The organism is Rhizobium sp. BT03 (genome assembly GCF_030053155.1).
Lineage (GTDB): Bacteria > Pseudomonadota > Alphaproteobacteria > Rhizobiales > Rhizobiaceae > Rhizobium.
This window is the reverse complement of sequence record NZ_CP125640.1, coordinates 2,438,639-2,456,778: the sequence shown is the minus strand read 5'-3', so window position 1 is coordinate 2,456,778 and position 18,140 is coordinate 2,438,639. Positions and strand designations below refer to the sequence as shown.

Sequence of the window (18,140 nt, the reverse complement as noted above, 5' to 3'; positions counted from 1 at the left end):
GGGCAAGTGGTCGCGCCGCCCCGCAAATTTGATGGTTTCGCTTGCGAAAGGCGAAAACCGCAATTGTCAGCTGGTAGGCAAGTGGTGCATCTTATGCACCACCGTGCACCACTCTTCGTTACGCCGAAATCGCCAATTCCATGGCATATGAAGGGAATACGGCATTCCGATCTTGGTTCGGCGGAACCAATTTCCGTTCTGGGAGACAGGATTGCGCAGAGGGAAATCATCGCCAGATGAACAGGAAGGCGTTCCGAAACGCGGACGTTTACCGCCGCTTTCCATGGTGCGTGCCTTCGAGGCGGTCAGCCGTCTGGGATCGATGCGCAGAGCCGCGGACGATCTCAATCTCAGTCATACCGTCATATCCCGTCACGTCCGCAATCTTGAAGCCTGGTTTGGCACGCGGCTTGTCGATGCCGGCCCGCGCGGCATCAGGCTGACGGCGGAAGGCAGAGTTTTTGCCGAGACGGTGGGGGCGGCTTTCGACCTCATTGCCCAATCGACGGCGGAGCTGCGTCCGGCGGTCAACCGCACGGTCTTGCGCATCTGGTGCGTGCCCGGTTTCGCGACACGGTGGCTGACGCCGCGCTTCAACCAGCTCCAGCTTGCCTTGCCCGGCATCGATTTCGTGATGCGCGCGACCGATCTCGAGCCGGATTTCACCCGCTATGAGGCCGATATCGACATCCGCTATTCCGAGGAGCCAAGGGGGAATGTCCGCTGGATCCTGCTGGAAAGGCCGCGCATGTTCCCGGTCACCAGCCCCGAATGGATCAGCCGAAACGCTCCGATACGGACCCTTGACGATCTGGTGCGTCAGCCGCTGATCCACGAGGAAAGCCGCGATCAGTGGCGGCAATGGTTTCGCAAGGCTGGCTTCGAGCATGAAGTGACGTTGAACGGTCCGCGGCTGTGGTCAGCCAATCTGACCGTCGACGCGGCGGTGGCAGGGCAAGGAATAGCGCTGGCCACCCGCCTGATCGCCGCAGATGATTTGCGCGCCGGGCGGCTCGTCGAATTGCTGGAAACCGACGTCCGGCTCGGCGGCTATTATTTGGTCGGGCCGCGGGAGCGCTGGAATGAGGTGACATCGGCCCGTTTCCGAGCATGGGTGCAGCAGTCGATCGCTGAAACCACCGGAGGTCACGCCTCTTATGAAAACGGTCATCCGAGTCGATAAGCGTGTGCTCCGATCTCACGTCTTCAGGCTTGCCAATCGCAGCGTCTCGCCGACGAACGCGGTCTTGCCGCCGGTGTAGAAATCCCAATCGCCGCCTGCTTCCGCAGCCAGCCGGCGTTTCAGATCGGCATAGGCCGTGGCCCTTTCGGAGTGATGCCGGAGATAGTCGCGAAACAGGATGCGCTCCCGATGGGCGCGATTACCGCGGCCGCAAAGATAGAGCTTGAAGCCATAGGCTTCATGATCGCGGGTGAAGGCCCAGCGTTTCTCTCCCCTATCGCCGTGAAAGACAAAATCGGCAGCGCGCACCATTTCGATCGCCATCGGCAGAACGTCGTCGGAGATCGTCACGACATCGAGGTCGATCTTCGGCTTGGCCGGCAGGCCAGGCACCGAAGTACTGCCGATATGGTCGACGGACAGCACGAGATTGCCGAGCAGGATGGAGATCTCGGCGCTGATTTCAGCAAAGAGCCGCGGCCAGGATGGATCGTAATCGACCACTTTGATGGCGCGCATGCCCTTCCTCTCAATTGCGGTCAATGGACTTCGGCGAGCAGCCCGTCGAGGATCGTGACCATCTTCTGCTTGGCCTCTTCGAGCGAGCCGCTATTGTCGAGCTCCGCGACGTCGTAGTCGCCGCGCACGGTCAGCGGCCCGCGGGCAAGCCTGGCCATGATATCCTCATGCGTCTCACGCCCGCGCGCCTCCAGCCGGCTGGCGAGCACTTCCGGGCGAGCGGTGACGTTGATCACCTTGAGCCGCGGGAAAGCCGCCTGGAAACGGTGAAGCGCCGAGCGGGAACCGTTGGCGACGACGACATGGCCGCGCGACAATGCCACCGAGACCTCGGCCGGAATACCGTATTTCAAGCCGTGCGCCTCCCACCAGACGGCGAAGGAGCCCGACTGCTCCATGGCGGCAAACCCTTGGAGGGAGACGGAAAGATGGTCTTCGCCGCCGGCGTCGCGGTGGCGGGTGATGACGCGGCGGGTGAAATGAACGTCGGCGCGGCCGGCGAAATGCCGCGCGGCAAGGTTCATCAGCGTGTCCTTGCCGGCGCCGCTCGGCCCGACGACGACGACCATAATGCCGCGCTCGGCTCCGGCTCCTGGATGGGGTTCGTACGGGCTCATGCGACACGGCGTCCTTGGCGCCAGACGGAGCGTGTCACCGGCACGCCATGCGAACGGTGGACGCGGACGAGATCGGCGCGCAGCCCGGTGGCGATCCGGCCGCGATCGTCGAGGCTGACGGTGCGCGCCGGCGTCGAGGTCACCATGGCGATCGCCTTCGGCAGGGTGATGCTCTCGACTTCATCGGCCAGGATGAAGGGCGCATGCAGCAGGCTGAGCGGCACGTAATCGGAGGACAGCACGTCGAGCACGCCCATCTCGGCAAGGTCGCGGGCGGCGATATTGCCGGAATGGGACTTGCCGCGCACGATGTTCGGCGCGCCCATCAGCACGCTCATGCCATGGTCGTGCGAGGCGCGGGCGGCATCGAAGCTGGTCGGGAATTCGGCAAGCCGCACGCCGTTGTCGATCGCCTCGTCGACATGCGAGAGTGTCGCATCGTCATGGCTTGCGACTGTGATGCCGCGCTCGGCGCAGACCTTGGCGATGGCGTTGCGATGCGGCGTCGAGTTGCGCGCCGATTCCGCCTGGCGCTTGGCGACGAAACGGGCGAAGGCCTCGTCGCTCAGGCCGCGCTTCTTCTGATAGTAGAAGATATATTGATCCATCGTCTGGAACTGCCGCTGGCCGGGCGCATGATCCATCAGCGAGACCAGGCGCACATGCCGGTCCTTTTCGAAATCGGCGAAATGTTCGAGCACATTGTCGGCCGAAACCTCGCAGCGCAGGTGGAGGAGATGCTCGGCGCGCAGCCTGCCTTCCTTCTCCGCCGACTGGATGGCGTCGGCCATCTCGCGCATCTCGCCATGTTCGAAGCCGCCGTCCTCGTCCGCGCCCATGCGCAGGCAGTCGAACACCGTGGTAATGCCCGATGTGACGATCTGGGCGTCATGCGCCTGGACCGCGGCTGTCTTGTTCCAGCGGATGCCGGGCCGCGGCTGATAATGGCCTTCGAGGTGATCGGTATGTAGCTCGACGAGGCCGGGAATGACATAGTCGCCTTCGAAATCTTCGCCGGCTACCGAGTTGCCTTCGGAAATATCGGCGATCTTGCCGTCGCGAATGACAATCGAGCCAGCGAGGATATCATCCTCGAGAACGATGCGGGCGTTGGAAAACACGGTCTCTCTGCTCATCTCGTCGGGTCTTTCAGCTTTTGGCGCCGGAAAGCGGCAGCCAGGAATGAACTTTGAACGGGGCGCCGCGCGTCTCCTCGGTGAAGACGGCAAGGCCGGAAATCGACAGCGGCCGGCCGATGAAATCGGCAAAACGCTCGGTCAGAATGGCTTTCATCACTGCGGCGCGTGTCTCGGGCACCTGGCCGGTGAGCGTCATGTGGAAGCCGAAATCCTCCATCACGTAAGGATAACCCCAGCGCTGCAGATTGGCGCGCTGGCTGTCGCTGAGCTTCTCCGGGTTGCGCCGCGCCATATCGGCCTCGGTAAGCGCTGCGCGGAACGGTTCGAAGGACTTTACCACCTTCGAGGCGAAATCCTGAAGAGGTTGATGAAGAGAACCGGGAACGAGGGCAAAAAAACGGCCGAGCTGACCGAGCACGAGCTCGGGAACCTCGAAGGCTTCAGTGCGCGCGGCAAACTCCTCGACGACAGCCATGAGATCCTTCTCGGTGACCGAGGCGGCAAGCGAAAACGGCGCCTTGATCGTCGCGTGAAAGCCGTAGCGGCGCGGGTCGGCGGTCAGCTCGAACTGCTCTGCCGCACCGAGCTGCGCATCGTCAGGTGCAGCATAGGTCTCGCCGGCAAAGGCATCGCGGCCGAGCCAGAGCGAGGCCGCGCCGGTCAGGGGATCATCCTTCGGCGGCGAGAAATAGAGAGCGTAGCGCAAGGCTTTTATCCTGGGGATCGTCGAAACGGGGAGCGCAATGTGCAGTGATTTGGCGGCGAACCGCAAGCAGGTTCCCGGCTAAAAGATTTCCGTGACAAAATGATGATGGCGACCGCCGCCGCGACCTTTCCAGCGGATGGATCAGTGGGTTTTCGTGCCCATCAGTCGGTGGCGCAGCGCGTTCGAAGCGGCGTCGAAAATGAAGACGACGATCAGGATCAGGATGACCATATAGGCGACGTTTTCCCAGTTGGCGTTGGTGCGCATCGCCTCCCAGAGTTTCAGGCCGATGCCGCCCGCGCCGACGGCGCCGATGATGGTGGCGCCACGCACGTTCGATTCCCACTGGTAGAGGGTCTGGCTGACGATAACAGGGACGATCTGCGGCATAATGCCGTAACGATGGACGAGCACGGTCTGGGCGCCGGTCGATTGGATGCCTTCCCGCGGCTTGTTGTCGATATTCTCCAGCCCTTCGGAATAGAGCTTGCCGAGCGTGCCGGTCTCGGTGAGGAAGATTGCGCCGGAACCGGCAAGCGGGCCGGGACCGAAGGCGCGCGTCAGGAACAGCGCCCATATCAGCATGTCGACCGAGCGCAGGAAATCGAAGAAGCGCTTGAGGATCTGATTGAGCAGCCGGTTCGGTGTGATGTTGCGCGCCGCCAGGAAGGCGAGCGGGAAAGCGGCAAGCGACCCCAGCAGCGTTCCGAGGAATGCCATGACGATCGTCTGGAAAAGCTTGGTCCAGACATCGCCGTGCTGCCATTCGCTGTTGTTCCAGATGTCGTCGAAGGCGAGCGACAGGTTGGACTGGTCGGGCTTGATGCGCGGCCTGGAGACGATGAGGCTGACGACCTCGCCAACCGGCTTGTCGAAGAAGGAGGACTGCGTGTCGAAGATGAAATTCGCCCAGCCGATGAAACGCTTGCGGATTTTCACCCGGTCGACGGAGATGCTGACATTGCCGGCAAAGCCGAGATCGGCAAGCACATTGTCGTCATAGACGGTCATCCAGCCGGGCACCGGCCCGACCACCTTCGGCGCACCGCTCGTGACGTCGACGGGGACGCTGATGCCATGCGCGGTGACGATCGTCCGGCTCTTCGAGACGGTGACGGAGCGGCTGGCGCCGCTGATCGAAACGGTGATGCTGCCGTCGGGATTGTCGACCAGCCAGTCCGGATGCGGATTGTCGCCGAGCGGCGAGAAACGCGGATACCGCACCTCGATCGAGCCGTCGTCCTGGATGCGGAAGTCCGGCTGAACGTCGTAGCTCACCCATTGGCTGAGATAGATGCCGACGCGCTCCCAATGGGCTTCGGCGAATAGCTTGGGCAGGTCGAAGAACCAGACGGCATAGAGGCTGTAGAGCAGCGTCGCGATCAGGATCATCAGCCCGCCGAAACGCTGGCGGAACGACCGGTGGAAATATTCCGGATAGCGCGCTTCGATTTCGTTCATGCGGTTTGCATCGATCACCGTCATGGCAGCCTCAATGTTGCAGGAGGAAGGCATGCTCGCCGACGAGGCGGCGGCGCAGCCATGCGGAGAACTGGTCGACGGCGACGATCGTCACGAACAGCAGCAGAACGAGCGCCATCGTCTTGGCGCCGAAGCCGCGCGAGATCGAAAGCTTCAGTTCCTCGCCGATGCCGCCGCCGCCGACGGCGCCGATAATGGTCGAGGCGCGCACGTTGATCTCGAGCCGCAGCAGCGCATAGGAGGTGAAATTCGGCAGCACCTGCGGCAGGGCGGCGAAACGCACGCGCTCCCACCAGTTGGCACCGACGGCCTTCATGCCCTCATGCGGCTTCATGTCGATATTCTCGGCCACTTCGTAGAAAAGTTTACCGAGCGCGCCGATCGTATGCAGGGTGATGGCGATGATGGCGGCGACGGGTCCGATCGACAGGATCGCCGAAAACAGGCCGGCAATGACGATCTCGGGAAAGGCGCGCAGGAATTCCATCAGGCGCTTGGTGAAGACGCGCAGCGGCCACGAAGCCGTCAGGTTGCGGGCGGCAAAGAAGCTCAAGGGAACGGCAAACACGAAGGCGATGAGCGTCGAAAGCAGCGCCACGTTGATCGTGACGATCATCAGCTCGAAATATTCGGGAATGTAGAAGGCGCCCGAGATATAGACGCGGCCCTTGTCGAAATTGAATTCCTCGCCGCCCCTGTCGTTGACGCTCGCAATGTCGAACAGCGCGCGCCAGACATCGTTCCAGTCCTTGGGGATGAGCCAGCTCAAAAAGTCGAAGAGATGCGGCAGGCGGTCGAAGAAATGGCCGGCATTGCTCTCGTCGGCGAAGCGGACGGAACTGACGAAGGCCGCAATCAGGATCACCAGGCCGAGCACGGTGTAGAAACGGCGCCTGGCGACCATCCGCTCCCAGGCTGTGCGGATCTCCTGCGTACTCTGCATGTGCGGCTGTATCTCGGCAACAGTCATGGACGCCTCGCCCGGTTACAAAGAAAGGGCGGCCGTTTCCAGCCGCCCCGCATTCAAGAAAGCCGATCAGCCGCCGATGGCAGCTTTGCGGACTTCGACGACGGCGTTGTAGAAGTCGTGCTTGACGGGGGAGTAGCCCTTGTAGTCGCCGCCTTCGATAGCGGCGAAGCACTTGTGATCCTTCTCAGGCAGGGCCGCGAAGAAAGCTGCGAGCTTCTTCTGCCACTCCTGGCCGAGAGCGTTGCGAACGACGAGCGGGCCGTTCGGGATCAGCGGCGAACGCCAGACTTCGACCAGCTTGTTCGGGTCGACGGCGCCCTTGTCGACTTCCTTGCGGAAGGTGCCGGAGGTGTAGCCGTCCTTGAAATCGCCGATGCCCGAGCTGTCGTCGACGGCAACGTCGACCTTGCCGTCGTAAGCGGCGAGAAGGTTGTTCTCGTGGCCGCCGTTGAACTGCGTCGAGGCGAAGAACTTTTCGTTCGGCATGCCCGTATCCTTCGGGATCTGCGTCAGCGGCACGAGATAGCCCGAGGTGGAATCCGGGTCGGCGTAGCCGAGCTTCTTGCCCTTAGCGTCCTTGATGGACTTGATGCCTGATGATTTCAGCGCCAGGCCGATCGAGTAGTAGCCGGTCGAGCCGTCCTTCTGCTGCGTCGTCAGGATCGGCGTAACCGCCTTTGGATCCTTGATGTGGACGGCTGCGTAGCCGGAAGCGCCGAGTTCGGCGAAGTCGAGCGTGCCGCCGAGCAGGCCCTGGATGACGCCGTCATAATCTGCGGCCGGGAACAGCGACACCTTCTCGAAGCCGAATTCCTGCTTCAGATGGTCGGCGAGGCAGGCATAGTTGCGCAGGCGGTCGGTTTCGTTTTCGCCGCCGAGAATGCCGATGCGGAATTCCTTGAGGTCTGCGGCATTGGCGGCGCCGGCGAGCGCAAACAGCGCCGTTGCCGCAAAGAGTGCTTTCTTCAACATGCGTTCTCTCCTATCGACCGGTGTCCCCGGCCTTCCGTTACGAAGAAGTGTGCCCTTGACGCGGGCGTCGATCGCGGCCGCCTCGCTCAGAGACCGGCCAGCGCCAGCGGCTGGGTGCCGGCGGATTGATTGCCTGCCCGCTCGGGAGCTGGATTGATCGATGTGGAGGTCATCGTTTCGTCGATGCCGGCGCCATCCTTGCCTGTCCCGTAGATTGCCCTCACCACTTCCGCGGTCAGCTCCGAAGGCTTGCCGTCGAAGACGACGCGGCCGCCGGCCATGCCGACGATGCGCTCACAATAGTTGCGGGCGGTATCGAGCGTGTGGAGGTTGGTGATGACGGTGATGCCCTCGCGCTCGTTGATATCGCGCAGCGCATCCATGACGATCTTGGCATTGAGCGGATCGAGCGAGGCGATCGGCTCGTCGGCGAGAACCATCTTCGGGTTCTGCATCAGTGCGCGGGCGATCGCCACGCGCTGCTGCTGGCCGCCGGAAAGCGTGCCGGCCGCCTGCAGCGCCGTCTGCTCGATGCCGAGGCGCTCGAGCGCTGCGATCGCGTGCACGCGTTCCTCGCGGGTGAAGATGTTGAGCAGGCTCAGAAACGTCGAGCGGTGATTGAGGCGGCCGAGCATGACATTGGTGAGAACATCGAGGCGCGGCACCAGGTTGAACTGCTGGAAGATCATCGCGCAGTCGCGCTGCCAGTTGCGCAACGCCCGGCCGCGCAGCCCGGAGACCTCGACGCCGGCGAAATGAATGGAGCCGGAGCTCGGCTCCTGCAAACGGTTGATCATCCGCAGCAGCGTCGACTTGCCGGCGCCGGAGCGGCCGATGATGCCGACCATCTGGCCCTGGGGAATGGCGAGCGTGACGGTATCGACGGCGAGTTTATTTCCGAAACGGCGGGTGACATCCTTCAGCTCGAACATCATGCTTTTCCCTTGCGCTCCAGGCCTCGGTCAGCATCGCATTAGTCCCGCTTGATGAACCTCAAATGTCATATTTGTGTAGTTCGTGTCACAAATCGCCGCGCTTATATCGGAGGTTTAACCGTCGTAGCGGACCAGGAAATCTTCCGCGCTCAGGTTGCGAAAATCCTGCAGCGCCAGGCGCAGCCGGTCGTGCTCCCAGTCCCACCAGGCGAGCCGGTCCATACGTTCGCCGACCGTTTTCGAAAACCGCTCGCGGATGAGTTTGGCCGGCACGCCGCCGACGATCGAGTAAGCCGCGACGTCCTTTGACACGACGGCACCGGCGCCGATTACCGCGCCGTTGCCGACGCTGACGCCCGGCAGGATCGTTGCTCCATGGCCGATCCAGACGTCGTTGCCGATCATCACGCGGTTTGCACGCCGCCAAGCGAAGAAGTCCTCCTCCATGTCGCCGTCCGGCCAGTAGTCGGCGGCGCGATAGGTGAAATGGTGCAGCGTCGCCCGCCAGGTCGGATGGTTGGTGGCGTTGATGCGCACGGCGGCGGCGATATTGACGAACTTGCCGATCGTCGCGCACCAGACGGAGCCGTCCTGCATGATGTAGGAATAGTCGCCGAAGGTCGCTTCGCTGATGCGGCAGCGCTCGGAAACCTCCGTATAGCGCCCGAAGCTGGAATCGCTGACGGAGGCCGTCTCATGGACATAGGGCTCGATACCCAGCCTGCGGCTCATGCGGCGATCTTTCCGGGAGAGAAGAGCTGGACGTCGAGGATGCGGTCGGCGACGGCTTCGCGCACTTCCTCGTCGTGGAAGATGCCGAGAAGCGCGACACCCGCCCGCTTCTTCTCCTCGATCATGCCGACGACGACGGCGCGGTTGCGGGCGTCGAGCGAGGCGGTGGGTTCGTCGAGAAGCAGGATCGTGTGCTCGGTGATGAAGCCGCGGGCGATGTTGACGCGCTGCTGCTCGCCGCCGGAGAAGGTGGCGGGCGGAAGCTGCCAGAGCGCTTCCGGCAGGTTGAGCCTGGCAAGCAGGGCGCTTGCTTTCTCCCGTGCCGCGCCGGCGTCTTCGCCGCGCGCAACGAGCGGTTCGGCGACCACGTCGATTGCCGCCACGCGCGGCACGGTGCGCAGGAACTGGCTGACGTAACCGAGCGTATGGCGCCGGACGTGGAGCACGGTACGCGGGTCGGCGGCGGCGAGATCGACGATGCGCTCATCGTGGCGGATGAGGATCTGACCGGTGTCGACGGCGTAATTGCCGTAGATCATCTTCAGCAGCGAGCTCTTGCCGACGCCCGATGGGCCGCCGAGCACGACGCATTCGCCTGAGGCGACCGAGAAGGCGACATTGGAGACGACGGGCAGCCGGATGCCGTCGCGCAGGTGCATGGTGAAGCTTTTCGAGACTTCGGAAACGACGAGGGGCGTTGGCATGATGTCTTCTTTCCTGGTTTCGGACCGACGGCGCCGCGCGTCTGGAAAGACGCGCAAAGGACACTGTCGAACTTTGAACTGCTCAGACCTGCAGGATCGAGGAGACCAGCAGCTGCGTGTAGGGCTCGCGCGGGTCGTCGAGCACCCGGTCGGTGAGCCCGTGTTCGATGACGTAGCCGTCCTTCATCACCATCATCCGGTGCGACAGAAGCCGGGCGACGGCGAGATCGTGGGTGACGACGATCGCCGAGAGCCCGAGATCGTTGACGAGGCCGCGCACCAGATCGAGCAGGCGCGCTTGCACCGAGACGTCGAGGCCGCCGGTGGGTTCGTCCATGAAGACGAGGCGCGGGCCGGTGACGAGATTGCGGGCGATCTGCAGGCGCTGGCGCATGCCGCCGGAAAAGGCGCGCGGCTGGTCGTCGATGCGGTCGGCATCGATCTCGACACGTTCCAGCCAGTCGATCGCCGAGGCGCGGATCTTGCCGTAGTGCCGGTCGCCGATCGCCATCAGCCGTTCGCCGACGTTGGCGCCCGCCGACACCGCCATGCGCAGGCCGTCGGCCGGGTTTTGATGCACGAAGCCCCAGTCGGTGCGCATCAGGAAACGCCGCTCGGCCTCGTTCATGCGGTAGAGATCGCGGTAGCTGCCGTCGCGCATGTGATACTCGACGCTGCCGGTGCTCGGCAGCAGACGGGTGGAGAGGCAGTTCAGCAGCGTCGTCTTGCCGGAGCCGGACTCGCCGACGATGGCAAGCACTTCGCCCGGCCAGAGATCGAAGGAGACGTCGCGGCAGCCGATGCGGTTGCCGTAGAACTTCGAGAGGTCATGGACTTTGAGAAGCGGGATATCGCTCATTCTGCAGCCTCCCGGGCCAGCATCTCGCCGGCATGCCCGTGGGCGCGGCGGTCTTCGCAATGATCGGTGTCGGAGCAGACGAACATTCGCCCGCCTTTGTCGTCGAGGATGACTTCGTCGAGATAGACATCCTCAGCGCTGCAGAGGGCGCAGGGCTTGTCGAAGCGCTGGATATCGAAGGGATAGTCCTCGAAATCCAGGCTGACGACATCGGTATAGGGCGGAACCGCATAGATGCGCTTCTCGCGTCCGGCGCCGAAGAGCTGCAGCGCCTCCGACATGTGCATCTTCGGATTGTCGAATTTCGGCGTCGGCGACGGGTCCATCACGTAGCGGCCGTGCACCTTCACCGGATAGGCGTAGGTCCTGGAGATCCGGCCGTTATGGGCGATATCCTCGTAGAGCTTCACATGCATGAGGCCGTATTCTTCCAGCGCATGCATTTTGCGCGTCTCGGTCTCGCGCGGCTCGAGGAAGCGCAGCGGCTCGGGGATCGGCACCTGGTAGACGAGCACCTGGCCGGCCTTGAGCTTTTCCTCGGGAATGCGGTGGCGCGTCTGGATGATCGTAGCCTCGCCGGTATGCGTCGTCACCGCGACATTGGCGACTTTCTGGAAGAAGGCGCGGATCGAAACGGCGTTGGTCGTGTCGTCGGCGCCCTGGTCGATGACCTTCAGCACGTCGTCGGGCCCGATGATCGAGGCCGTCACCTGCACGCCGCCGGTGCCCCAGCCATAGGGCATGGGCATTTCACGCGAGGCGAAAGGAACCTGATAGCCCGGAATGGTGATCGCCTTCAGGATGGCGCGGCGGATCATCCGCTTGGTCTGTTCGTCGAGATAGGCGAAGTTGTAGCTGGCCAGATCGCTCATTCGGCGGCTTCCTTCATGTCTTCGCCGGCATCGCGGGCGGCTTCGAATTCGCGGCGCATGCGGCGAACGAGATCGAGTTCGGCCTGGAAGTCCACATAATGCGGAAGCTTCAGGTGCTCGACGAAGCCGGTCGCCTGGACGTTGTCGGAATGGGAGATGACGAATTCCTCGTCCTGCGCCGGCGCGGTGATATCCTCGCCGAGCTCTTCGGCGCGAAGCGCGCGATCGACCAGCGACATCGCCATCGCCTTGCGCTCGCTCTGGCCGAAGACCAGGCCGTAGCCGCGGGTAAACTGCGGCGGCGCCTTGGCGGAGCCCTTGAACTGGTTGACCATCTGGCATTCGGTGACCTGGATCACGCCGAGCGAGACGGCGAAGCCGAGTTCCGGCACGTCGAATTCCACCTCGACCTCGCCGATGCGAATTTCCCCGGTGAAGGGGTGATTGCGGCCATAGCCGCGCTGGGTGGAATAACCGAGCGCCAGCAGGAAACCTTCGTCGCCGCGGGCCAGTGCCTGCAGGCGCAGGTCGCGGGTCATCGGGAATTCCATCGGCTCGCGGGTCAGGTCGCCGATCTCGTGATCTTCGGGCATGTCGCCGTCGGCCTCGATCAGGCCTTCCTCGTCGAGGATCTCGGAGACCCGCATGACGCGGCCGGTTTCGGCGGCGCGCTGGGCAGGCGCCTCGACCGTTTCGTCCTCAAGCAGCGAGGGATCGAGCAGGCGGTGGGTATAATCGAAAGTGGGCCCGAGAAGCTGGCCGCCCGGCAGATCCTTGTAGGTCGCCGAAATCCGGCGTTCGATCGTCATATCAGCCGTGTCGAGCGGCCTGGAATAACCGAAGCGCGGCAGCGTCGTGCGGTAGGCGCGCAGCAGGAAGATCGCCTCGATCATGTCGCCGCGCGACTGGCGCACGGCAAGGGCGGCGAGGGTGCGGTCGAAAAGCGAGGCTTCGGCCATGACCCGGTCGACGGCGAGCGCCAGCTGCGCGACGATCTGGTCGATGCCGATTGCAGGCAGCGAACGGTCGCCGCGGCGGCGGTCGGCCAGCAGGCGATGGGCATTGGCGATGGCGGCCTCGCCACCCTTGACGGCAACATACATGAGCTCAAATCTCCGTTGCGGTGATCTTGGTGGTGCGCGGCAGGCAGAGGAAGCGTGTCGCCGATGTCAGCACGATGTCGATTCCGCGTGGAAAGAGCGCGCGGTTCTCGGTCCAGAGCCGCAGGAAGGTCTCCGGCAGGCCGACAGGCGCGACCTCCGTCACACTCTGGATGCCGGGACCCATCAGCGCCAGCCTGCGCCCACCCTCGAGTTCGGGGAGCTGAATAATGAGCGTCGTCGAGCGGTCGGGATATTCCTGCGTGCCCGAGGCGAAGAGGCTGAAGGGGCAAAGCGCGGTGCCGGCCTCGGTGAAAGCGAAGCGCGCCTCGGCCTTCTCCGTCGTCAGCGGTGCGCCGGTGTGGAAGCCGAGCCACTCCGACACGGCGGATTTCGCCAGCCCTTGGGGCAGCCAGACCGGCGTGTCGTGGTCACAAAGTGTGAGAGCGATCGCGCCGGCGGCAATGCCGAGCGGCACAGGCGGCGCGACATCGGGCTGAACGGTCTGGATTGTGCCGGGTCGGGCCATGCCGTCCATCAGCATCTTGAAGACGCTCTGGGCATGGAAGACCGGCTCGGCAAAGCCGCCGGTCAGGGCTTCCGTCTTCAGGCTCATCAGTTGTCTCCCCTGACCATGGTGAAGAAGTCGACACGGGTGGCCGCCGTCTCCTCCGCCTTGCGGCACTCGGCAGCGGCGATCCGCTCAGTGATCGGCAAAAGCAGCGCCTGTTCGACGAAATCCTTGGTCGCCTCCTCCTGCCAGAGCGCGTCGAAAATCGCCGCGAGCCGCGCCTTCTCACGATCAGTGCCGAGCGCCTGGGCATGACCGACCGAGCCGGAGTCGAGCCGGACCGTGGCCCGCGTCATCGTCACTTCGCCGAGATTGAAGGGCGCGCCGCCGCCGCCGATGCGGCCGCGGACCATCACCAGTCCGGTCTCCGGCCCGCGCACCGGATGCGCCGCAGGCTTTTCCGGCAAGGCATTCCAGGCCGCCGTGAGTTCGCTGCGTTCTGCGCGCGCCAGCAGATCGGCGGCGCGCTTGCGCCCGGATGCCGTCTGTGACGCAGCGTCTGTCCTGTCCGCTGATATCATCGCCGCTTCCCTTAAAATGTCTATTGATATAGACAACTATACAAGATAAACCTACGCTTAAATCGATGTCGTGACAAGCGTGTGACATCGGGCGCGGGAAATGGGGACGGAATGGCGGGATTGAAGCAGGTGCAAAGGCAGACCGGCGTGGCGCTCTGGCGCCAGATCGCCGATCGGATTCGCGAGGCGATCGGCAACGGCGCCTATGACGAGACCGGAATGGTGCCGCCCGAAACCGTGCTGGCGCTGCAATTCGGCGTCAACCGCCACACGGTGCGCAGCGCCTTGGCGGCCTTGGCGCAGGAAGGCATCGTCCGGGCGGTGCAAGGTCGCGGCACACTGATCGAGCGCAAGGAGCGGCTGAATTTCCCGATCACCCGACGCACCCGCTTCACTTCAGGCATCGGCGACCAGGCGCGCGAGATGCGCAGTCTGCTGCTTGATGAGGTGCAGGAGGCGGCGAGCGCCGAGGTCGCCCGCTGGCTGGGTCTGAAGCAGGGAGAGCAGGTGATCCGGCTGGAAACATTGCGTCAGGCCGACAAGCGGCCGGTGTCAAAAGCGACGAGCTGGTTTCCCGCCGAGCGTTTCGCCGGCATCGGCGAGGCCTATCGCAAGCACGAATCGATCACCAAGGCTTTCGCCGAGCTTGGCCTGCCGGACTATGTCCGCGCAACGACCGAGGTGACTGCGGCGCATGCCGACACGGCTGATCTGGCCGATCTCGAACTCACCCCCGGTGCGATTCTTCTGATCGCCAAGGCGATGAATACCGATCTCGACGGCGTGCCGGTGCAATATTCGATCAGCCGCTTCGCGGCCGACCGGGTGCAGTTCACGATCGAGAATTGAGGTCAGCCTTCCCTGCCGGAACAGGGAAGGCCACTGGTATCAGTGTGCGCCGGACATGTCGCCGAGCACTTCCTTCGAAGCGACGGTCGAATCCGCCTTCAGCGTGTAGACCATCGGGACGCCTGTCGCGAGGTTAAGGGCGAGCACGCCTTCCTTGGTCAGCTTGTCGAGCACCATCACCAGCGAGCGCAGCGAATTGCCGTGCGCGGCAACCAGCACCTTCTCGCCCCTGAGCACGCGCGGCAGGATTTCGGTCAGGTAATAGGGCCAGACGCGGGCGCCGGTGTCGCGCAGGCTTTCGCCGCCGGGCGGCGGCACGTCGTAGGAGCGGCGCCAGATATGCACCTGCTCCTCGCCCCATTTGGCGCGCGCATCGTCCTTGTTGAGGCCGGAGAGATCGCCGTAGTCGCGCTCGTTCAGCGCCTGGTCGCGGATCGTCGGCAGATCGGGCTGGCCGACCTTGTCGAGGATGAGCTTCAGCGTGTGCTGCGCGCGCACCAGCACCGAGGTATAGGCGACGTCGAATTTGATCCCGTATTCTGCCAGTGCCTTGCCGCCGGCATTGGCTTCCTCGATGCCGAGCGCTGTCAGATCGGGATCCTTCCAGCCGGTGAAGAGATTCTTCAGGTTCCAGTCACTCTGGCCGTGGCGAACGAGGACGAGGGTACCGCTCATGAATATGCCTCCGATATGTCGTTATTGGGAAGAAAGCCCGAGCACGTCGAGCATGGAATAGAGACCCGGCTTCTTGTCGCGCGCCCAGAGCGCCGCCTTGATGGCGCCGCGCGCAAAGATCGACCGGTCGGCGGCACTGTGCGACAGGGTGACGATCTCGCCTTCGCCGGCGAAAAGCACCGAATGCTCGCCGATGACGGAGCCGCCGCGCAGCGTCGCAAAGCCGATGGTGCCGGCTTGCCGAGCCCCGGTATGGCCGTCGCGCACCCGGACCGACTGGGCGGCGAGATCGATGCCGCGCCCCTTGGCCGCTGCCTCGCCGAGAAGAAGGGCGGTGCCGGAAGGCGCATCCACCTTGTGCTTGTGGTGCATTTCCAGGATTTCGATGTCCCAATCCTCAGGCTCGAGCGCCCGTGCAGCCTGTTCGGCGAGCACGCTGAGCAGATTGACCCCGAGGCTCATATTGCCTGATTTGACGATGCGGGCATGGCGGGCCGCCGCCGCGATCCTGGCATTGTCGTCGTCCGAGCAGCCTGTGGTGCCGATGACATGGACGATGCGGGCCTGCGCGGCGAGCCCCGAGAATTCCACTGTCGCGGCCGGCGAGGTGAAGTCGAGCACGCCCTCGGCATGCAGGAAGGCCTGGAGCGGGTCGTCGCCAATGATGACGCCGCTCGGGCCGAGGCCGGCGATCTCGCCGGCATCCTTGCCGATAAAGGGCGAACCGCTACGCTCGACCGCCGCATGCAGCGTGGCGCCCTCGATGGAATGGATGAGCCGGATCAGTGTCTGGCCCATGCGCCCTGCCGCGCCAACCACCACCAGTTTCATCGCAGCATCGCTCATGTCAGTCTCACCAGGTCAGTTTGAATCGGAGGCCGAAGGCCTCTGCAGATTGTTGAGGCGAGCGTAAAGACCGTCGCTGACCTTCGCAAGCGTCTCGTGATTGCCTTCCTCGACGACCCGGCCCTGCTGCATGACGACGATCTTGTCGGCGCGCACCACGGTCGAAAGCCGGTGGGCGATGACGACGACGGTGCGTCCGGTCATCGCCTCGTCGAGCGCCTTCTGCACGGCCGCTTCGGATTCGGTGTCCAGCGCCGAGGTCGCCTCGTCGAGCAGCAGGATCGGCGCATTGCGTACCAGTGCACGCGCAATCGACAGCCGCTGGCGCTGGCCGCCCGACAGCGTCACGCCGTTTTCGCCGACCGGCGTGTCGTATCCTTGCGGCTGCGCCGAGATGAAGTCATGCGCATAGGCAAGCCGGGCTGCGTCTTCCACTTCGGCATCCGTTGCTTCCGGCCGGCCGTAGCGGATATTGTCGCGGATTGTGCCCTCGAACAGGTAAGGCTGCTGCGAGACATAGGCGAGCTGATGGCGCAGCGACTTCTTGGTGATGTGGGCGATGTCCTGTCCGTCGATAAGAATCTCGCCCTCGCGCGGATCGTAAAAGCGCGGAATGAGGTTGATGACCGTCGATTTACCGGCGCCCGAGGGACCGACCAGCGCCGTGGTCGCGCCGCCCTCGGCGATGAAGCTGACGCCGCTGAGCACGCTGTCATTGCCGTAGCCGAAGGAAACATTGCGGAATTCGATCCTCGCCTGCGTCACCGCCAGCGGCTTTGCGTCCGGCAGGTCGCGCTGGCGCGGTTCCATGTCGAGCAGTTCGTAGATCATCCGCGCATTGACGACGGCACGCTCCATCTGCACCTGCAGGCGGGCAAGCCGGCGGGCCGGGTCATAGGCAAGCAGCAGCGCCGTGACGAAGGAGAAGAAGGCGCCCGGCGGCACATTGTAATAGATCGAGCGGTAGGCGGCATAGGCGAGCACGCTGGCGACGGCAAAGCCTGCGAAACTCTCGGTCAGCGGCGAGGTGCGTTCGGAAAGCCGGGCAATCCGGTTCGCGCGGCTTTCGGCGCCGGTGATGAGTTTGTTGACCTTGCGCTCCAGTTCGTCTTCCATCGTGAAGGCTTTGACGATGGCAATACCCTGGATCGTCTCCTGCATGGCGCCGAGGACATGGCTGTTCAAATGCACCGCCTCGCGGGTCGCCGAGCGCAGCCGCTTGGAAACATAGCGCAGCGCATAAAGCAGCGGCGGCGCCATGATGAACACGGCGAGGCTGAGCAGCGGGTCCTGGAGAACCATCACGCCGATCAGCGAGATAAAGGTCAGGAGATCACGCACTGTCGAGGTGATCGTCAGGTTGAGCACGTCGCGGATGCCGCTGACGTTCTGGCTCACCTGTGCGGCGATATGGGCCGAGCGCGCCTCGCTGAAGAAGCCGACCGAAAGCGTCATCAGATGCGAATAGAGCCGGCGCTGGTAACGCGCGACGATATTGTTGCCGACTTTCGAAAGCGCCACCGCCTGGCCGTAGCTCGCAAAACCGCGCAGCACGAAGGCAATGAAGATCGAAAGACAGATGATCCAGACGACGTCGGCACGGCGGTTGGCGAAGGCCTCGTCGATGATCGCCCGCATGATCCAGGCGGTAAACGCCGTCGAAAGCGCCACCACGATGAGACAGACGATCGCAAAGACATAGCCCCAGAGATGGTCGCGGCCGTTTTCAGCGATGATGCGCTTCAGGATGCCGGTTACGGTATCGCTGCTGACGCTCTGCGTTCTGCTTTCCGCCGCTTCCAAAAATCGGGTTTCCTGTCTCGCGCCGAACGCGGCGCAGGGGCGACGCGTGCTTTTGCCGGCTCTATAAAGAGTTGGGATTGGTTTG

20 protein-coding genes are annotated in these 18,140 nt (G+C 63.7%); 2 read left to right on the top strand and 18 right to left on the bottom strand.

The genetic code is table 11. The features are described 5' to 3' along the window. The first annotated feature begins 211 nt into the window (after window positions 1-211). Complete coding sequence (locus QMO80_RS12180; protein WP_283196843.1) at window positions 212-1,183, top strand: LysR substrate-binding domain-containing protein; 972 nt, start codon at window positions 212-214, stop codon at window positions 1,181-1,183. Window positions 1,184-1,198: 15 nt separating this feature from the next. Here QMO80_RS12180 and QMO80_RS12175 read toward each other — a convergent pair whose 3' ends face one another. From QMO80_RS12175 to phnG, 15 genes are all read right to left on the bottom strand, one after another. Beyond that, window positions 1,199-1,702, bottom strand: a complete 504-nt coding sequence (locus QMO80_RS12175; RefSeq protein WP_283196842.1) for a GrpB family protein — start codon at window positions 1,700-1,702, stop codon at window positions 1,199-1,201. Between the two features lie 20 nt (window positions 1,703-1,722). Then, window positions 1,723-2,319 (bottom strand): phosphonate metabolism protein/1,5-bisphosphokinase (PRPP-forming) PhnN, encoded by a 597-nt coding sequence (phnN, locus tag QMO80_RS12170; RefSeq protein WP_049731232.1) that lies wholly within the window; start codon window positions 2,317-2,319, stop codon window positions 1,723-1,725. Next, the gene (locus tag QMO80_RS12165; protein ID WP_283196841.1) at window positions 2,316-3,455 is read right to left on the bottom strand and encodes an alpha-D-ribose 1-methylphosphonate 5-triphosphate diphosphatase; all 1,140 of its coding nucleotides are present in this window, start codon (window positions 3,453-3,455) and stop codon (window positions 2,316-2,318) included. The genes phnN and QMO80_RS12165 overlap by 4 nt, the downstream gene beginning before the upstream one ends. Before the next feature lie 13 nt (window positions 3,456-3,468). Then, window positions 3,469-4,164, bottom strand: coding sequence for a DUF1045 domain-containing protein (locus QMO80_RS12160; RefSeq protein WP_283196840.1), 696 nt, complete (start codon window positions 4,162-4,164; stop codon window positions 3,469-3,471). 141 nt (window positions 4,165-4,305) lie between these two features. Continuing rightward, window positions 4,306-5,649: a phosphonate ABC transporter, permease protein PhnE gene (phnE, locus tag QMO80_RS12155; protein WP_283196839.1), complete on the bottom strand. Its 1,344-nt coding sequence runs from the start codon at window positions 5,647-5,649 to the stop codon at window positions 4,306-4,308. A gap of 7 nt (window positions 5,650-5,656) precedes the next feature. Next, window positions 5,657-6,616, bottom strand: a complete 960-nt coding sequence (phnE, locus tag QMO80_RS12150; RefSeq protein WP_283196838.1) for a phosphonate ABC transporter, permease protein PhnE — start codon at window positions 6,614-6,616, stop codon at window positions 5,657-5,659. 66 nt (window positions 6,617-6,682) lie between these two features. Then, window positions 6,683-7,588 carry a phosphonate ABC transporter substrate-binding protein gene (phnD, locus tag QMO80_RS12145; protein WP_283196837.1) on the bottom strand — a complete coding sequence of 302 codons (906 nt, stop codon included), beginning with the start codon at window positions 7,586-7,588 and terminating at the stop codon, window positions 6,683-6,685. A gap of 86 nt (window positions 7,589-7,674) precedes the next feature. Continuing rightward, a complete protein-coding gene (gene phnC / locus QMO80_RS12140) occupies window positions 7,675-8,520 on the bottom strand; it encodes a phosphonate ABC transporter ATP-binding protein (RefSeq protein ID WP_283200175.1) in 846 nt (281 codons plus the stop codon). A gap of 117 nt (window positions 8,521-8,637) precedes the next feature. Beyond that, window positions 8,638-9,255, bottom strand: a complete 618-nt coding sequence (locus tag QMO80_RS12135; protein ID WP_283196836.1) for a DapH/DapD/GlmU-related protein — start codon at window positions 9,253-9,255, stop codon at window positions 8,638-8,640. After that, entirely contained in the window at window positions 9,252-9,959 is a 708-nt protein-coding gene (gene phnL, locus QMO80_RS12130) for a phosphonate C-P lyase system protein PhnL (protein WP_283196835.1), read from the bottom strand. The genes QMO80_RS12135 and phnL overlap by 4 nt, the downstream gene beginning before the upstream one ends. Window positions 9,960-10,041: 82 nt before the next feature. Next, window positions 10,042-10,818 (bottom strand): phosphonate C-P lyase system protein PhnK, encoded by a 777-nt coding sequence (gene phnK / locus QMO80_RS12125; RefSeq protein ID WP_283196834.1) that lies wholly within the window; start codon window positions 10,816-10,818, stop codon window positions 10,042-10,044. Continuing rightward, entirely contained in the window at window positions 10,815-11,690 is an 876-nt protein-coding gene (locus QMO80_RS12120) for an alpha-D-ribose 1-methylphosphonate 5-phosphate C-P-lyase PhnJ (RefSeq protein WP_283196833.1), read from the bottom strand. The genes phnK and QMO80_RS12120 overlap by 4 nt, the downstream gene beginning before the upstream one ends. Then, window positions 11,687-12,793: a carbon-phosphorus lyase complex subunit PhnI gene (locus tag QMO80_RS12115; RefSeq protein ID WP_283196832.1), complete on the bottom strand. Its 1,107-nt coding sequence runs from the start codon at window positions 12,791-12,793 to the stop codon at window positions 11,687-11,689. The genes QMO80_RS12120 and QMO80_RS12115 overlap by 4 nt, the downstream gene beginning before the upstream one ends. 4 nt (window positions 12,794-12,797) lie before the next feature. Beyond that, on the bottom strand, window positions 12,798-13,406 hold the full coding sequence (gene phnH / locus QMO80_RS12110; RefSeq protein WP_283196831.1) for a phosphonate C-P lyase system protein PhnH: 609 nt from the start codon (window positions 13,404-13,406) through the stop codon (window positions 12,798-12,800). Then, complete coding sequence (gene phnG / locus QMO80_RS12105) at window positions 13,406-13,882, bottom strand: phosphonate C-P lyase system protein PhnG (protein ID WP_283196830.1); 477 nt, start codon at window positions 13,880-13,882, stop codon at window positions 13,406-13,408. Before phnG ends, phnH begins: the two co-directional genes overlap by 1 nt. A gap of 111 nt (window positions 13,883-13,993) precedes the next feature. On the opposite strand from phnG, the gene phnF reads away from it, so the two are divergent. After that, window positions 13,994-14,731 (top strand): phosphonate metabolism transcriptional regulator PhnF, encoded by a 738-nt coding sequence (phnF, locus tag QMO80_RS12100; protein WP_283196829.1) that lies wholly within the window; start codon window positions 13,994-13,996, stop codon window positions 14,729-14,731. Window positions 14,732-14,770: 39 nt separating this feature from the next. Here the strand turns inward: phnF and QMO80_RS12095 are convergent, their stop codons facing one another. From QMO80_RS12095 to QMO80_RS12085, 3 genes are read right to left on the bottom strand one after another with little or no spacing between them, the layout of a single operon-like run. Continuing rightward, window positions 14,771-15,406, bottom strand: coding sequence for a 2,3-bisphosphoglycerate-dependent phosphoglycerate mutase (locus tag QMO80_RS12095; protein ID WP_283196828.1), 636 nt, complete (start codon window positions 15,404-15,406; stop codon window positions 14,771-14,773). Window positions 15,407-15,427: 21 nt separating this feature from the next. Next, window positions 15,428-16,252 carry a 4-hydroxy-tetrahydrodipicolinate reductase gene (gene dapB / locus QMO80_RS12090; RefSeq protein ID WP_283196827.1) on the bottom strand — a complete coding sequence of 275 codons (825 nt, stop codon included), beginning with the start codon at window positions 16,250-16,252 and terminating at the stop codon, window positions 15,428-15,430. A 15-nt stretch (window positions 16,253-16,267) separates the two neighbouring features. After that, complete coding sequence (locus QMO80_RS12085; RefSeq protein ID WP_283196826.1) at window positions 16,268-18,055, bottom strand: ABC transporter ATP-binding protein; 1,788 nt, start codon at window positions 18,053-18,055, stop codon at window positions 16,268-16,270. Window positions 18,056-18,140: the final 85 nt, after the last annotated feature.